The organism is Paraburkholderia sp., from assembly GCF_028283785.1.
Lineage (GTDB): Bacteria > Pseudomonadota > Gammaproteobacteria > Burkholderiales > Burkholderiaceae > Paraburkholderia.
In genome coordinates this window covers 360,673-375,345 of the sequence record NZ_JAPWKB010000018.1, presented here as the reverse complement: position 1 = coordinate 375,345, position 14,673 = coordinate 360,673, and the positions used below count along the sequence as shown (strand labels likewise).

13 protein-coding genes are annotated in these 14,673 nt (G+C 63.5%); 12 read left to right on the top strand and 1 reads right to left on the bottom strand.

Annotated features, from left to right (window positions below; genetic code table 11):
• Nucleotides 1–54: 54 nt before the first annotated feature.
• Nucleotides 55–915: a symmetrical bis(5'-nucleosyl)-tetraphosphatase gene (locus PW947_RS21475; protein ID WP_299634412.1), complete on the bottom strand. Its 861-nt coding sequence runs from the start codon at nt 913–915 to the stop codon at nt 55–57.
• Nucleotides 916–1,294: 379 nt separating this feature from the next.
• Here PW947_RS21475 and PW947_RS21470 point away from each other — a divergent pair, with 379 nt between their 5' ends.
• The 12 genes from PW947_RS21470 to PW947_RS21415 all read left to right on the top strand — a co-directional run bounded on the left by PW947_RS21470 (nt 1,295) and on the right by PW947_RS21415 (nt 14,581).
• Entirely contained in the window at nt 1,295–2,254 is a 960-nt protein-coding gene (locus tag PW947_RS21470) for a GDP-mannose 4,6-dehydratase (RefSeq protein WP_299634411.1), read from the top strand.
• A gap of 363 nt (nt 2,255–2,617) precedes the next feature.
• Nucleotides 2,618–3,679: a dTDP-glucose 4,6-dehydratase gene (gene rfbB, locus PW947_RS21465; protein WP_299634410.1), complete on the top strand. Its 1,062-nt coding sequence runs from the start codon at nt 2,618–2,620 to the stop codon at nt 3,677–3,679.
• Nucleotides 3,680–3,689: 10 nt separating this feature from the next.
• Entirely contained in the window at nt 3,690–4,583 is an 894-nt protein-coding gene (gene rfbA / locus PW947_RS21460; RefSeq protein WP_299634409.1) for a glucose-1-phosphate thymidylyltransferase RfbA, read from the top strand.
• Nucleotides 4,568–5,119 carry a dTDP-4-dehydrorhamnose 3,5-epimerase gene (rfbC, locus tag PW947_RS21455; protein ID WP_299634408.1) on the top strand — a complete coding sequence of 184 codons (552 nt, stop codon included), beginning with the start codon at nt 4,568–4,570 and terminating at the stop codon, nt 5,117–5,119. Before rfbA ends, rfbC begins: the two co-directional genes overlap by 16 nt.
• 11 nt (nt 5,120–5,130) lie before the next feature.
• Nucleotides 5,131–6,066 (top strand): dTDP-4-dehydrorhamnose reductase, encoded by a 936-nt coding sequence (rfbD, locus tag PW947_RS21450; protein ID WP_299634407.1) that lies wholly within the window; start codon nt 5,131–5,133, stop codon nt 6,064–6,066.
• Between the two features lie 153 nt (nt 6,067–6,219).
• Nucleotides 6,220–7,635, top strand: a complete 1,416-nt coding sequence (locus PW947_RS21445; protein WP_299634405.1) for a mannose-1-phosphate guanylyltransferase/mannose-6-phosphate isomerase — start codon at nt 6,220–6,222, stop codon at nt 7,633–7,635.
• A 1-nt stretch (nt 7,636) separates the two neighbouring features.
• Nucleotides 7,637–8,455: an ABC transporter permease gene (locus tag PW947_RS21440; RefSeq protein WP_299634404.1), complete on the top strand. Its 819-nt coding sequence runs from the start codon at nt 7,637–7,639 to the stop codon at nt 8,453–8,455.
• Between the two features lie 4 nt (nt 8,456–8,459).
• Nucleotides 8,460–9,206: an ABC transporter ATP-binding protein gene (locus tag PW947_RS21435; RefSeq protein ID WP_299634403.1), complete on the top strand. Its 747-nt coding sequence runs from the start codon at nt 8,460–8,462 to the stop codon at nt 9,204–9,206.
• 93 nt (nt 9,207–9,299) lie between these two features.
• Entirely contained in the window at nt 9,300–10,679 is a 1,380-nt protein-coding gene (locus tag PW947_RS21430; protein WP_299634402.1) for a phenylacetate--CoA ligase family protein, read from the top strand.
• Nucleotides 10,676–12,244 (top strand): polysaccharide deacetylase family protein, encoded by a 1,569-nt coding sequence (locus PW947_RS21425; protein WP_299634401.1) that lies wholly within the window; start codon nt 10,676–10,678, stop codon nt 12,242–12,244. The genes PW947_RS21430 and PW947_RS21425 overlap by 4 nt, the downstream gene beginning before the upstream one ends.
• Nucleotides 12,241–13,362 (top strand): UDP-N-acetylglucosamine 2-epimerase (non-hydrolyzing), encoded by a 1,122-nt coding sequence (gene wecB, locus PW947_RS21420; protein ID WP_299634400.1) that lies wholly within the window; start codon nt 12,241–12,243, stop codon nt 13,360–13,362. The genes PW947_RS21425 and wecB overlap by 4 nt, the downstream gene beginning before the upstream one ends.
• Nucleotides 13,355–14,581, top strand: a complete 1,227-nt coding sequence (locus tag PW947_RS21415) for a glycosyltransferase (protein WP_299634399.1) — start codon at nt 13,355–13,357, stop codon at nt 14,579–14,581. Before wecB ends, PW947_RS21415 begins: the two co-directional genes overlap by 8 nt.
• Nucleotides 14,582–14,673 lie beyond the last annotated feature (92 nt).

The following is a 14,673-nucleotide window of genomic DNA, read 5'->3' as shown; positions in this document are numbered from 1 at the left end:
GTCGTTGCCGGTCAGCGGCTTAAAACCGGTTATCAGCCGTATGCGGGGAACGCGTCAATTCCCGCCACCCGTGCTGCGGCACGACGTGCATTGCACCTGCGTCAGCGTGCGTTCCGCCGGGTTCGCCGTCAGCCGCACCGCCGACAGTTTCTCGCCCCACACGCATCCCGAATCCAGCCCGATCAGGTTGTCGCGCAAGGTAATGCCGAGCGCGGCCCAGTGACCGAACACGACCGTCACGTCGGCGGTGCGCCGGGCTGGCACATCGAACCACGGCATCGCGCCGCGCGGCGCGGCATCGAGTCCGCCGCTCGACGAGAAATCCATCGTGCCGTCGGCGTCGCAGAAGCGGATGCGCGTCAGCGCGCTGCACGTCAGCCGTAACCGGTCGATTCCCTTCACCGACGGCGACCACCGGTTCGGCTCGTTGCCGTACAGACCCGCCAGCGTTTCCTTCCAGTCCGGTGCCCGCAGCGCGCGCTGCAATTCGTCGGCCAGTTCCATCGTCAACGCGGCGTCCCATTGCGGCAACACGCCCGCATGAACCATCAGCATGCCGTGCTCGAAATGCGCGAGCGGCCGATGGCGCACCCAGTCGAGCAGATCGGCGGCGTCGGGCGCGGCGAGGATCTCGTCGATCGTGTCGCCTTTCTTCGACTTGCGGATGCCGGCCGACACCGACAGCAGATGCAGGTCGTGATTGCCCAGCACCGGCACCGCGCGCTCGCCGAGCGCAATGATGTCGCGCAGCGTTTCAAGCGACTCCGCGCCACGGTTGATCAGATCGCCGGCGAACCACAGCGGCGTATCGGCCGACGGCGCGGCTTTTTTCAGCAGTTGCTGGAACGGCGTGCGGCAGCCTTGAAGGTCACCGAAGGCGAGCGGGATGGAAGTCGGTTGGGCGTTGGATGTCATCGGGGCGGAGTGGCGCCACACGGCGCGTGTTCATTGCAAAAACGATGCAATAACGGTGCAAAAAACGGCTGCGAACAGACCGTAAAACGCGGCTTCCGCAATGCGAAAGCGCACGCAAAACGGCCTCGAAAAATCATACGATAGCAGCGAAACCGCCGCAAAACGAAACCCCCGCCGATGCCCTGGATGCCGGAGCAGCGGGGCGCTGCGGCCTGTGCGGCGGTGCAGCAGACGAGCGTGACATAATAGCCCGTTTGACGCGACGACAAGATGGCCACGCTTCGCAGGGAGGGCCGCACGACTCGTGCCGGATCGGTACGGGCGCGCCGCGACGTCTGGAACCGCTTGATCCTTGATACCCACAGGGAGTGAAAAAACGATGTCCGCAAACGCAAAAACGGAACGGCTGGCCGCCAGCGAGACGGCGAACAGCGCAGCAGGCACCGCCCACACGCTCGTCACCGGCGCGAACGGCTTTACCGGCCAGTGGCTGATGTCGCAATTGCGCGCGAGCGGCCAGCGCGTGACGGAAACCGTCACCGGCAACAGCGCGGACGAAACCCCGACGCGCCGCAAGCTCGACATCACGTCGCTCGAAGACTGCCGCCGCGTGATCGATGAAACGCGGCCGGACTATCTCGTGCATCTGGCCGCGATCAGCTTCGTCGGACACGGCGATGCGCTCGACTTCTATCGCGTCAACGTGCTCGGCGCGCTGAATCTGTTGCAGGCGTGTGTCGATGTAGGCCATGTGCCGCGCAAGATCCTGATGGTGAGCAGCGCGAACGTGTACGGCAACGTCGCCAGCGACGCGATCGACGAGAATTTCCCGCTCGCGCCCGTCAATCACTATGCGGCCAGCAAGGCGGCGATGGAATCGATGGTTCGCACATGGATGGACAAGCTGCCCATTCTGATCGTGCGGCCGTTCAACTACACCGGACGCGGCCAGGCGGCCAACTTCCTCGTGCCGAAGATCGTCTATCACTTCGCGCGGCGCGAAAAGAGCATTTCGCTGGGCAATCTCGATATTGCGCGAGACTTCTCGGACGTGCGATATGTCGCGCGCGTCTACGAAGCGCTGCTGGGTTGCGACGTGGCGGGCGAAACCGTCAACGTGTGCACCGGTAAACCGTTCACGCTGAAGCAGATCGTCGATATGGCGACCGAGTACACCGGGCATCGGCTGGAGGTGAAAGTCGCGCCGGAATTCGTCCGCGCAACCGACGTCGCAGTGCTCGCCGGTTCACCGGTGAAACTGCGCAAACTGGTTCCGCAAATCGAACCAGTGCCATTTCCAGACACACTTCGCTGGATGCTTCAATCGGCGAATTCTTAAGAAATTCTTAAGACGGATAACGGCGGACTCACTGTTGTAAATGCGTCCGCTTTTCAGAAAAAGTACGGAAATTCTTACTTCTTCTAATTTCGTCGCCTTACCGCTCCGACCCCCTTCCGTAATGAGCGAACGCCCGCGCCGTGGGCGTTTGTGGGTATCTGTCGCTTAAAAGCTGTTTCAAGTTGTTAGGGTTCTGGTTTCAGTGCTCACCGGCCTTATAATCGCTGTCTACAAATAGAATGCTGGCGTGCGTCTTTGTCACGAGCATCGCGCACAGAGCGACAACAACAATCGCGATCGTCATATCAGACCCCACGGTTGTAGGCCGATCGCAAGAACCACGAACATCTTGAAAGGAACTCCATGATCCTGGTAACGGGCGGCGCCGGCTTTATCGGTGCTAACTTCGTGCTCGACTGGTTGGCCACGTCGGACGAGCCGGTTCTGAATCTCGACAAGCTGACCTACGCCGGCAACCTGCGCACGCTCGAATCGCTGCAAGGCGACGCGCGTCACGTGTTTGCCCGCGCTGACATCTGCGATCGCGCCGCGCTCGACGCGCTGCTGGCCGAGCACAAGCCGCGCGCCATTCTGCATTTCGCCGCTGAAAGTCACGTCGATCGCTCGATCCACGGTCCTGCCGATTTCGTCCAGACCAACGTCGTGGGCACCTTCACGCTGCTCGAAGCGACGCGCACTTACTGGAACACGTTGAGCGACGCCGACAAGGCCGCGTTCCGTTTCCTGCACGTGTCCACCGACGAAGTCTTCGGCTCGCTGTCCGCCACCGACCCGCAGTTCTCCGAGACCACGCCGTACGCGCCGAACAGCCCGTACTCGGCCACCAAGGCCGGTTCCGACCACCTCGTGCGCGCATATCACCACACGTACGGCTTGCCGGTGCTGACCACGAACTGCTCGAACAACTACGGTCCGTACCAGTTCCCCGAAAAGCTGATTCCGCTGATCATCGCCAACGCGCTCGGCGGCAAGCCGCTGCCGGTGTACGGCGACGGTCAGAACGTGCGCGACTGGCTGTATGTCGGCGACCATTGCGCGGCGATCCGCGAAGTGCTCGGGCGCGGCGCGCTCGGCGAGACGTACAACGTCGGCGGCTGGAACGAAAAGAAGAACCTCGACGTCGTGCATACGCTGTGCGACCTGCTCGACGAACTGCGTCCGAAAGCGGCCGGTTCGTATCGCGACCAGATCACCTACGTGACGGATCGCCCGGGCCACGACCGTCGCTATGCGATCGACGCGCGCAAGCTCGAACGCGAACTCGGCTGGAAGCCGGCGGAAACGTTCGAAACCGGTTTGCGCAAGACGGTCCAGTGGTATCTCGACAACCAGAAGTGGGCCGATGAAGTCGCTTCGGGCGAGTATCGCAAGTGGGTCGAGACCAACTACGCGCAACGCGCGTAAGGGCAACGTCATGGCGCGCAAAGGCATTATTCTCGCTGGCGGATCGGGCACGCGCCTGTATCCGATCACGCACGTCGTCTCGAAGCAGCTGCTGCCCGTGTACGACAAGCCGATGATCTACTACCCGCTGTCCACGCTGATGGTGGCGGGCATTCGCGATGTGCTGATCATCTCCACACCGCAGGACACGCCGCGTTTCGAGGCGATGCTCGGCGACGGCAGCCAGTGGGGCATGAACATCCAGTACGCGGTGCAACCGTCGCCGGACGGGCTCGCGCAGGCGTTCATCATCGGACGTGAGTTCGTCGGCAACGATCCGTCCGCGCTGATTCTCGGCGACAACATCTTCTACGGCCACGATCTCGCGAAGCAGCTCGAACGGGCCAACGACAAGCAGGACGGCGCAACCGTCTTCGCGTATCACGTGCACGATCCGGAGCGTTACGGCGTGGTCGAATTCGACCGTGATTTCCGCGCGTTGTCGATCGAGGAAAAGCCGGCGCAGCCGCGCTCGAACTACGCGGTCACCGGCCTGTATTTCTACGACAACACGGTCTGCGATGTCGCGGCTGATATCAAGCCGTCGCCGCGCGGCGAGCTCGAAATCACCGACGTCAATTCGCGTTATCTGTCGAGTGGCGCGCTGAACGTCGAGATCATGGGTCGCGGTTATGCGTGGCTCGATACCGGCACGCACGACTCGCTGATCGAAGCGGCCACGTTCATCGCCACGCTGCAAAAGCGGCAAGGTCTGGTGGTCGCGTGTCCGGAAGAGATCGCGTACCGCCAGCAGTGGATCGACGGCGAGCAGTTGCTGGCGCTGGCCCGGCCGCTCGCGAAAAACGCCTATGGGCAATATCTGCAGAATCTACTGAAGGACCAAGTGGCATGGCCATCCAGGTAACCGCAACCGCGCTGCCCGAAGTCAAGATTATCGAGCCCAAGGTATTCGGCGACGCACGCGGCTTCTTCTTCGAAAGCTTCAATGGCCGTGAGTTCGCCGAGCTGGTCGAGCCGGGCGTCGAGTTCGTGCAGGACAACCATTCGCGTTCGGCGAAAGGCGTGCTGCGCGGGCTGCACTATCAGGTCGAGCACGCGCAGGGCAAGCTGGTGCGCGTGGTAGAAGGCGAAGTGTTCGACGTCGCCGTGGACATCCGCCGCAGCTCGCCGAATTTCGGCAAGTGGGTCGGCGCGACGCTGTCGGTGGAAAACCATCGGCAGATGTGGGTGCCGCCGGGTTTCGCGCACGGCTTCGTCGTGCTGTCGGAATCCGCGCAGTTCCTCTACAAGACGACGGATTACTGGTATCCGGAGCACGAGCGCAGCATCGTCTGGAACGACCCGGCCATCGGTATCGAATGGCCGATCGACTTCGAGCCGCTGCTCGCTGCGAAAGACGCGGCGGGCAAGCGCCTCGCCGACGCCGACGTGTTCGCCTGAGAGGCTTTGGCATGACTGCACACGATGCTGGGCACACCATCCTCGTCACCGGCGTAAGCGGCCAGGTCGGCTATGAGCTGGCGCGCACGCTGCAAGGCCTCGGGCGCGTCGTCGCCGTCGATCGCGCCACGCTCGACCTGTCGAATCCCGATCAGGTGCGCGCGGTGGTGCGCGACGTGCGGCCTACGCTGATCGTCAATCCGGCGGCTTACACGGCGGTGGATAAAGCCGAACAGGAAGTCGAACTGGCGATGCGCATCAACGGCGAAGCACCGGGCGTGCTGGCCGAGGAGGCGAAGAAGCTGGGCGCTGCGCTGATTCACTATTCGACGGATTACGTGTTCGACGGCACCAAAGACGGCGCGTATGTCGAAGACGACCCGACCTGTCCGCAAAACGTTTATGGCCGCAGCAAGCTGGCCGGCGAGCAGGCAATCGCCGCGACCGGCGTGAACCACCTGATCTTTCGCACGAGCTGGGTGTACGGCACGCGCGGCAAGAACTTCCTGCTGACCATGCTGCGTCTCGGCGCCGACCGTCCGGAGCTGAAGGTGGTCGCCGATCAGTTCGGCGCGCCGACCTGGAGCAACACGATCGCCACGTTGACCGCGCATGTCGCGGCGCAGGCGCTGAGCGCGAGCGACCCGGCGGCATGGTGGAGCGAGCGGAGCGGCGTGTATCACCTGTGCGCGGGCGACGCGACGTCGTGGCACGGTTTCGCGTCGGCGATCTTCGAGCTGGCCGGGTTGGCCGGCGTGTCGTCGCGGCCCAGCGTGCTGCCGATCCCCGCGTCGAGCTATCCGACGCCGGCCGCGCGCCCGTCGAACTCGCGGATGTCGAACGCGAAGCTTGCGCAGGTTTTCGGGCTCGCCGCGCCGCATTGGCGCGACGCGTTGCAACTGTGTCTGACCGACGCTTTTCCGACATCGCCTGGCGGCCATTCTTAAACGCCTGGAACAGACCCCGCTTCCAACGTCGTGCTGTTGCCTGGTTGTAATGGGACGGCGTGAAAGTTGCTGGGGATCGCATATCGAGCGGTCGAGAGACCCGGCCGCCGCAGTCGCGGCAGGCATGGCGCCGTACGGCACCGAGAGGATCCTGTGAGTTTGTTACCAATCATCCTGTGTGGCGGAGCGGGTTCGAGACTCTGGCCGGTCTCGCGCGAACTGCATCCGAAGCCATTCATTCGTCTCGCCGACGGCGAAAGCCTGCTGCAAAAGGCTTTTCTGCGCGCGGTGGGACTAACCGGCGTGAAGGAAGTCCTGACGGTCACGAACCGCGAACTGTTCTTCAAGACCGACGACGATTTCCGCGAGGTCAACGCGAGCGGTTGCGTGACGTCGTTCATCCTCGAACCGTTCGGCCGTAACACGGCTGCGGCGGTCGCGACGGCGGCACTGCATACGGCCGCCGTGCACGGCGAACAGACTGTGATGCTGGTGCTCGCCGCCGATCACCTGATCGCCGACCAGAACGCGTTCGGCGCGGCTGTCGAAGCCGCGCAAAAGCTCGCGCTCGCAGGCAAGGTCGTGACGTTCGGGATGCAGCCGGACCGTCCCGAAACCGGCTACGGTTATATCGAAGCAGACGGCGACAAGGTCGTGCGTTTCGTCGAGAAGCCGCAACTCGACACAGCGCGCGAATATCTCGCGTCGGGCAAGTTCCTGTGGAACTCCGGGATGTTCTGCTTCACCGCGCGCACCATCATCGACGAGATGAAACTGCATTGCCCGGAGATTCTCGACACCGCTGCGGCGAGCCTCGCCGTGTCGCCGTCGGCCGAGGGCAAGGAAGGCATCCAGGTGCGTCTCGATCCGGCTACGTTCGGCGCTGTGCCCGACGTGTCGATCGACTACGCGGTGATGGAAAAGACCCGGCAGGCCGCGGTTGTCCCCGCCGACATCGGCTGGACCGACGTCGGCTCGTGGACCGCGCTGAGCGACCTGTCCACGCCGGACGGCGAGGGCAACCGGGTCGAAGGCGAAGCGCTGCTGATCGACGTGAAGAACTGCTATCTGCGCGGCGGCGACCGCCTGATCGGCGCGGTCGGGGTCGACAACCTGATCGTGATCGACACGCCCGACGCGCTGCTGATCGCCGACAAAGACCGTGCGCAGGATGTGAAGCAGATCTTCACCGAACTCAAGACGCGCGGTCACGAAACCTACAAGGTGCATCGCACGGTGCATCGGCCGTGGGGCACGTATTCTGTGCTCGAAGAAGGACCGCGCTTCAAGATCAAGCGGATCGAAGTCAAGCCGGGCGAAAGCCTGAGCCTGCAGATGCATCATCACCGTAACGAACATTGGGTGGTGGTCAGCGGCATGGCGAAGGTGGTCAACGGAGAGCGCGAGTTCTTCGTATCGACCAACGAATCGACCTACATTCCGGCAGGTCACAAACACCGGCTGGAAAACCCCGGCGTCGTCGAACTGGTGATGATCGAGGTGCAAAGCGGCGAATATCTGGGCGAAGATGACATCGTCCGGTTCGAAGACATTTATGGACGTGCGTGAGATGGATATAACTTATGTAAACGACGCCGAAGACCTGACGCGCCACGACGAGCGCAACGACATCCTGATCGGGATGAAGTCGGTTCGGGTCTGGGGCACGCTCGGCTGGCACGACATCCGGCAGCGCTATCGGCGCTCGGTGATCGGGCCGTTCTGGTTCACGCTGAGCACGATCATCATGGTGGTCGTGCTGGGCGCGCTGTACGCGACGCTGCTGCATCAGGAGTATCGCAACTACCTGCCGTACCTCGCGGTCGGTCTGGTGGTGTGGCAATACCTCGGCGCGGTTGCGAACGAGGGCTGTATCGCGTTTATCGGCTCGGCGGGTCTGATCAAGCAGGTGCGTCTACCGCTGACAATCCACGTCTGCCGGATCGCATGGCGCAATTTCGTGATCCTGCTGCACAGCCTGCCGGTGGTGGTGGTGATGCTGATCGGGTTCAATCGCTGGCCGGGCTGGGAAATCCTGCTGGTGCCGTTCGGGCTCGCGTTGCTGCTGCTGCACGGCGTCTGGCTCGGCGTGGTGCTCGGCGTGCTGTGCGCGCGTTTTCGCGACATTCCGCCGATCGTCGCCAACCTGATTCAGGTGGTGTTCTTTTTCACGCCGGTGATGTGGTCGCCGGACATTCTGAAAGAGCGTGCGTGGGTCGCCGAATACAACCCGCTGTATCACATCATCGAGACGATCCGCGCGCCGCTGATCGGCCGTCCGATCCTGTGGGAATCGTGGGCATGGTCGGTCGGTCTGCTGGTGGTCGGCTTCGTGTTCTCGCAGCTTCTCATGCGTCGCTTCCGTAACCGCGTTCCTTATTGGCTTTGATATTGTGAGTTCCTCATCAATCGTTGCTCAGAAAATTTCCGTCGAATTTCCGATCTATGACAACTCGCATCGATCGTTGAAGAAGGCGGTACTGAACCTGACGACTGGCGGACGCATCGGTCAGGACGCGGGCCGGCACGCGGTCGTCAAGGCGCTGGACACGCTGAGCTTCAACTTCCAGCACGGCGAGCGTATCGGGCTGCTGGGCCACAACGGTTCCGGCAAGACCACGTTGTTGCGCACGCTGTCGGGCGTATATGCGCCGGTTCGCGGCGAACTGCACGTGCACGGCAAGATCGCATCGCTGCTCGACGTGTCGATGGGTCTCGACCCCGATGCGACCGGCTTCGAGAACATCTACCTGCGCGGCATTCTCGACGGCCTGAAGCCTGCGAAGATCCGCTCGAAGATCGAGGAAATTGCCGACTTCAGCGAACTCGGCGACTACCTGAACCTGCCGGTGCGCACGTATTCGAGCGGGATGATGCTGCGTCTCGCCTTCGCGATCTCGACCACCGTCGAAGCCGACATCCTGATCATGGACGAATGGCTGAGCGTCGGCGACGCGGCGTTTGCCGCGAAGGCCGCGCTGCGTCTCGAAAGCCTCGTCGGTCAATCGTCGATTCTCGTAGTCGCGTCGCACGATCCGGGACTGATCGCGCGGGTCTGCACCCGCAAGCTGTCGATGGAGCACGGCAAGATCGTCAGCGACGAAGCCGTGATCGCGCCCGAGCCGGTCGCCGGTCCCTGAGCGGCATCGAGCGATCCGGACGCGGGCGGCGCGCGTCCGTGCCGCTGCCGCGTCGCCGGGTCCAACAACTCAATCACGACGTGTTCCATTTTCATGCGAGCTGACCATCCTTTCCTGCGCTACGGCGAAATCCTCTTTGCGAGACAGCCGCTTCGGGCGCTCAAGGGAGTCGCGGGCGGCTACGTCGCGTATCCGATCGCGGAGCGCCGCGAGACGCGCATCGTGCGTCCGAAAGTGGATGAGTTGCGCCAGTACTACCGGCTGCCGCTCGCGGAGCGCCGGCGTATCGCGCAGGATCGCCTCGCCACGATCGTGGAGTTTGCCGGCGCGAACGTGCCGTATTACCGCGACCTGTTCGCGTCGCTGAATTTCGAACCGGCCAAACTACGGCGCGACACGCGTTATCTCGACGATCTGCCGTATCTGACCAAGGACATCATCCGCGATCACGCGCCGCGTCTGGTGTCGCGATCGCTCGACAATATTCGCGTGCACGCGTGCAAGACGGGCGGCTCGACCGGGCTCGCCACCACGATCTATTACGATCAGTCGGCGGCGGATTATTCGTCGGCAGTGACGGTCTATGCACGCGAGCGGATCGGCAAGTCGCGGCATCGGTCGGAACTGCATTTCGCCTGCCGTTTCCCCGGCGATCCGGTGCCGAACTGGCCGTCGCGCGAAGACTTCAAATGCTTCGCGATGAATCGCAGCAACATCTTCTTCGACCGCATCGACGATGCCGGTCTCGAAGAAATGTGGCGCACGCTCAAGCGCCGCAAGCCGTATCTCGCGCATTCGCATCCGTCCACCATGTACGCGCTCGCCTGCTACGTGCAGCGCAAATATGGCGGCGGCAAGGCCTTCGAAATCTTCGAATCGAGCGGCGAACTGCTCGAACAGCATCAGCGCGAGATGATCGCGTCGGCGCTGAACTGCCGCGTGATCAACCGCTACGGCCTCGCCGAACTCGGCGTGATGGCGTACGAGATGGACGGTGCGGAAGGCGGTTTCCAGATCCTCGATTCCGAAGGCTGGCCCGAAAGCCGGATTGCACCAGATAACGCCGACGCGCACGAACTGGTGTTCACCGGTTTCCGCAATACGCTGATGCCGCTGATCCGTTATGCAACCGGCGACCTCGCGCGCGTCGAGGAAACCGCCACCGGCTTTTGCCTGACCGACGTGGTCGGGCGGATTCACGACGTCGTGCCGATCAACGGCGTCGATCATCCGACGCATCACATCCAGGACATCCTGGATCATCGCGTCGGCGGCATTCAGGAATTTCAGATCGACTTGCGGACCTCGCCGCCTACGCTGCGCGTCGTGCTCGAACCGTGGGGCAACGCCGACGAGATCGCGGGCAAGTTGAAGGCGTTCTGGCCGGATGCGTTCGAGGTCGCGTTCGTCAGCCATGACGATCTCGTGCGCGTGGGTCGTCGCGCGAAATTCCGTCACGTGGTGACTTCATGATCGGTGTTCTGTTTCTCAACGATTCGGCCGAAGCGGGCCGCTATGTCGCGGCCGCGATCCAGCGCTCGGTCAGCGCGGCGCAGGTGCGTCACATTTCGGGCGGCGCGCTCGACGTCGCCACCGACGCGATCGTCGCGGTCGACGTCCCGGACTCGCTCGGCGAGCCGCTGCTCGCGTGGTTGCGCGAGCGTCCGCGCAAGCTGATCGTGTTGGGCCGGATGCCGCAGGCGCTGGCCGGCTTCGTGAATCTCCAGGCGGGCGAACTGCCGGCCGGACTTCACGCGGCGAGCCGCAGCGAATCCGCGCCCGCGTATGCGTGGCGCGAAAGCGGCGCGGCGGTCCAGTACACACCGCTGGCGCAACGGCTGGGCGGTCGCGAATGGCATCGCGCGTTCGAGCGCTTCGACTTCGCCGACGAGTGGAACAATCTCGGCTTCGGCGCGATCCGCGCCGACGGCTCGATCTGGAGCGTCGCGGGCGGCGCGCAGGTCGCACCCGAAGCCGAACTTGCCGCCGTGCGGATCGACGGTGAACGGTCTTTCTCGTATGCGGCGCTGTGGGATGCCGGGCCGAGCGGCGTGCTGTGGTTCAACCGCGCGGTCGGACCGTGCGACTCGTTCGAATGGCGGACCGTCGAGAACTTCCTGTCCGCGTACCGGGCGAGCGACTTGCCGTGTCATCCGGTGCTGAGCGAAATTCCGTGGGGCGTCGATGCCGCCATCACGTCGCGTCTCGATTGCGACGAAGACGTCGAATCGGCGCGCTCGCTGTTGCAGGCGTATCAGCGGATGCGGGTTCCGTTCTCGCTGGCGGTCCACACACAAAATCTGTCCGAACCGGGGCATTTTCCGATTCTCCGCGAAGTGCTCGCCGAAGGCGGCGCGGTGCTGTCGCACACGGCCACGCACGCGCCCAACTGGGGCGGCAGCTACGAAGCCGCGCTTCGCGAAGGCATCGAATCCGCCGCGCTGATCGAACATGCGACCGGACGGCGTCCGCGCTATGCGGTTTCGCCGTTCCACCAGACGCCGCCGTACGCATTGCAGGCGCTCGCGGACGCGGGCTACGCAGGTTGCATCGGCGGCATTATCCGCAACGATCCGGAATTCGTGCTCGCACGCGGCGGCGCGCTGGCGGACCTGCCGGCGGGCTTCGTCGGACACAGCCAGCAATCGATGCTGCACGGCGAGTGCATGCTCGCGCAGGGCGATCCGCTGGCGGTCTTCAAGCAGGCTTTCGACTTCGCGCTGGAAACCCGCACGCTGTTCGGCTATCTCGATCATCCGTTCTCGCGTCGCTACGCGTACGGCTGGTCCGATGAAGTGTCGCGCGCCGTGGCGCACGAACAGTTGATCGCGTACATCCGGAGCCGCGTCGCCAATCCGCTCTTCGTCGACGAAGAGACGGCAATGGACTTCCTGCGTGCGCGTTCGTTGACGCAAATCGTGCTGGAAGGCGGCGCGGTGCGCGCATGGAATCCCACTGGCGTCACGTCACCCTTGACGCTCGGCGTCGAACTCGCAGGCGAACGCATGCCTGTGGAACTGAGGACAGCAACACGATGAAAGTCATGGTCGTCATGGGCACGCGCCCCGAGGTCATCAAGCTGGCGCCGCTCGTCAAAGCGTTGCGCGCCGAGATGCAGACGGTCGTGTGTTCGACCGGCCAGCATCGTGAAATGCTCGATCAGGCGCTGGCGTTTTTCGACATCACGCCCGACCTCGAACTCGATACGATGCGCCCCGGTCAGACGCTGAATTCGCTGTCGGCGCGGTTGTTGAGCGCGCTCGACGACGTGCTGGTCAGCGAGCAGCCCGACTGGGTGATCGTGCAAGGCGACACGACCACGGCATTTTGCGCGGCGCTGGCCGCGTTTCATCGCGGCATTCGCGTCGGTCACGTCGAAGCGGGTCTGCGCACCGGCGATCTGACGAGTCCGTTTCCCGAAGAAGCGAACCGCAGCCTGCTGAGCCGGATTGCGACGCTGCACTTCGCGCCCACGAGCCTCGCACGCGACAACCTGATCCGCGAAGGCGTCGCGGCCGCGCAGATCGTCGTGACCGGCAACACCGTGGTCGATTCGATCCTCGCGGTGCGCGATAGCTGGACGCATACGCCGACGCAGAGCCCGCTGCCCGCCTGGAACGGCGCACAGCAGTCGCATGTGCTGGTGACGTGCCATCGGCGCGAGAATTTCGGCGACGTGCTGAGCGGCATCTGCAAGGTGCTGCGCGATCTCAGTCAGCGCTACGCGGATTACCGCTGGGTGTTTCCGGTTCACCTGAATCCGGCGGTGCGCGGTCCGGTGCTGCGCGAACTCGACGGCATTCCGAATCTCGCAATGATCGAACCGGTCGATTATCCGACCAGCCTGTATCTGATCAGCCGCAGCGCGCTGGTCGTCAGCGATTCCGGCGGCATTCAGGAAGAGGCGCCGACTTTCGGCGTGCCGGTCGTCGTGATGCGCAATCACACCGAGCGCCGCGAAGGCGTCGATGCGGGTTTCGCGACGCTCGCAGGACAATCGGTCGAAGGGATCGAGCGCGCGGTGACGTCGTGGCTCGACGATCCGGCGCGGCGCGACACGCTGCGCAACCGGCCGAATCCGTATGGCGACGGTGATGCGTCGAAGCGCATCGTCGCGGGTTTGTCCGGGCGTCCGGTCGAGGTGTTTAGTGGCTGAAACGAACGATGCGGTGCATAAACCGCGCGATTGCATTCTGTTTTCGACGGCCGACTGGAGCGAACCCTACTGGACCAACAAGCAGCACACCGCGCGGATTCTGGCGCAGCGCGGCTGGCGCGTGCTGTACATCGAAAGCGTCGGTTTGCGCTCGCCCAAACTGGGCAGCGCGCGCGACTGGAAACGCATCTGGCGTCGTCTGTGGAGCGGTTTGCGCTCGTTTGTGGTCGGGCCGCCGCAACGCGAGCATGGCGTGTGGGTGCTGTCGCCGCTGATGTTCCCGTCGAAGCATCATCTGCCGATCGTGCGCAAGTTCAATCAGGCGATGCTGCGCTGGACCCTCTCGCGATTCGCGGGCGCGCACCGGTTTTCCGAGCCGCTGGTGTGGACGTATCACCCGTTTATGCTCGAAGGCATTGCCGCGCTCGACCGTGGACCGCTCGTCTACCATTGCGTCGACGATCTGGCGGCGATTCCCGGCGTCGATGTCGCCGCGTTCGAGCGTGCCGAGCATGAATTGCTCGCGCGCAGCGAGGCCGTGTTCACGACCGCGGCGGCATTGGAAGCGCGCTGTTCGCAGCACAACGGCAACACGCATTTCTTCGCGAACGTGGCCGACGCCGCGCATTTCGGACGCGCGATGCAACCCGGCGTCGTTCCCGCCGATCTGGCCGCGATTCCGGAACCGCGCATCATCTATCACGGCGTCCTGTCCGACTTCAAGGTCGATTTCCAGTTGATCCTCGATGCAGCGAAAGCGCGTCCCGACTGGCACTGGATTTTTATCGGCGAAGAACGGGAAGGGCAGCGCAGCGCGTTCGTGCCGCTTCTGTCGCAATTGCCGAATGTGCATTTTCTCGGCTATCGCAGCTACGAGCAGCTTCCGGACTATCTGCGCGGAATGAACGTCGGGTTGCTGCCGACCTTGCTGAACGACTACACGCGCTCGATGTTCCCGATGAAGTTTTACGAGTATCTGGCCGCGGGTTTGCCGGTCGTCTCGACGCCGCTCGATTTCGCGCGCGAGCCGCTCGCGGGATTGAAGGTCGGTGGCGATCTCGACGCGTTTCTGCACGGCGTGTCGGTGCAACTCGAACGCGGCCGTCTGAACGCCGACGAAGTGCGCGCGGCGGTCGGCGACAACACGTGGGAGCGCCGCCTGGAAAAAATGCTGGCGATTATTTTTCATGTCGAAGAGGCGGACGTCGAACGTGCGTAACGAGGTGTCCTTGAAGCGGTTTCCGAATCTTCCGGCACGCGTGTCGAGCCATCCGGCCGCGCGTATGCGTGTGCGTGTGCGTGTCGCGGGCA

Excerpts from the sequence above, each read along its gene's own strand:
- PW947_RS21440 (WP_299634404.1), top strand. The coding sequence starts at position 7,637 with ATGGATATAACTTATGTAAACGACGCCGAAGACCTGACGCGCCACGAC.
- rfbA (WP_299634409.1), top strand. The coding sequence starts at position 3,690 with ATGGCGCGCAAAGGCATTATTCTCGCTGGCGGATCGGGCACGCGCCTG.
- PW947_RS21470 (WP_299634411.1), top strand. The coding sequence starts at position 1,295 with ATGTCCGCAAACGCAAAAACGGAACGGCTGGCCGCCAGCGAGACGGCG.
- PW947_RS21430 (WP_299634402.1), top strand. The coding sequence starts at position 9,300 with ATGCGAGCTGACCATCCTTTCCTGCGCTACGGCGAAATCCTCTTTGCG.
- PW947_RS21475 (WP_299634412.1), bottom strand. The coding sequence starts at position 915 with ATGACATCCAACGCCCAACCGACTTCCATCCCGCTCGCCTTCGGTGAC.
- rfbB (WP_299634410.1), top strand. The coding sequence starts at position 2,618 with ATGATCCTGGTAACGGGCGGCGCCGGCTTTATCGGTGCTAACTTCGTG.
- wecB (WP_299634400.1), top strand. The coding sequence starts at position 12,241 with ATGAAAGTCATGGTCGTCATGGGCACGCGCCCCGAGGTCATCAAGCTG.
- rfbD (WP_299634407.1), top strand. The coding sequence starts at position 5,131 with ATGACTGCACACGATGCTGGGCACACCATCCTCGTCACCGGCGTAAGC.
- rfbC (WP_299634408.1), top strand. The coding sequence starts at position 4,568 with ATGGCCATCCAGGTAACCGCAACCGCGCTGCCCGAAGTCAAGATTATC.
- PW947_RS21425 (WP_299634401.1), top strand. The coding sequence starts at position 10,676 with ATGATCGGTGTTCTGTTTCTCAACGATTCGGCCGAAGCGGGCCGCTAT.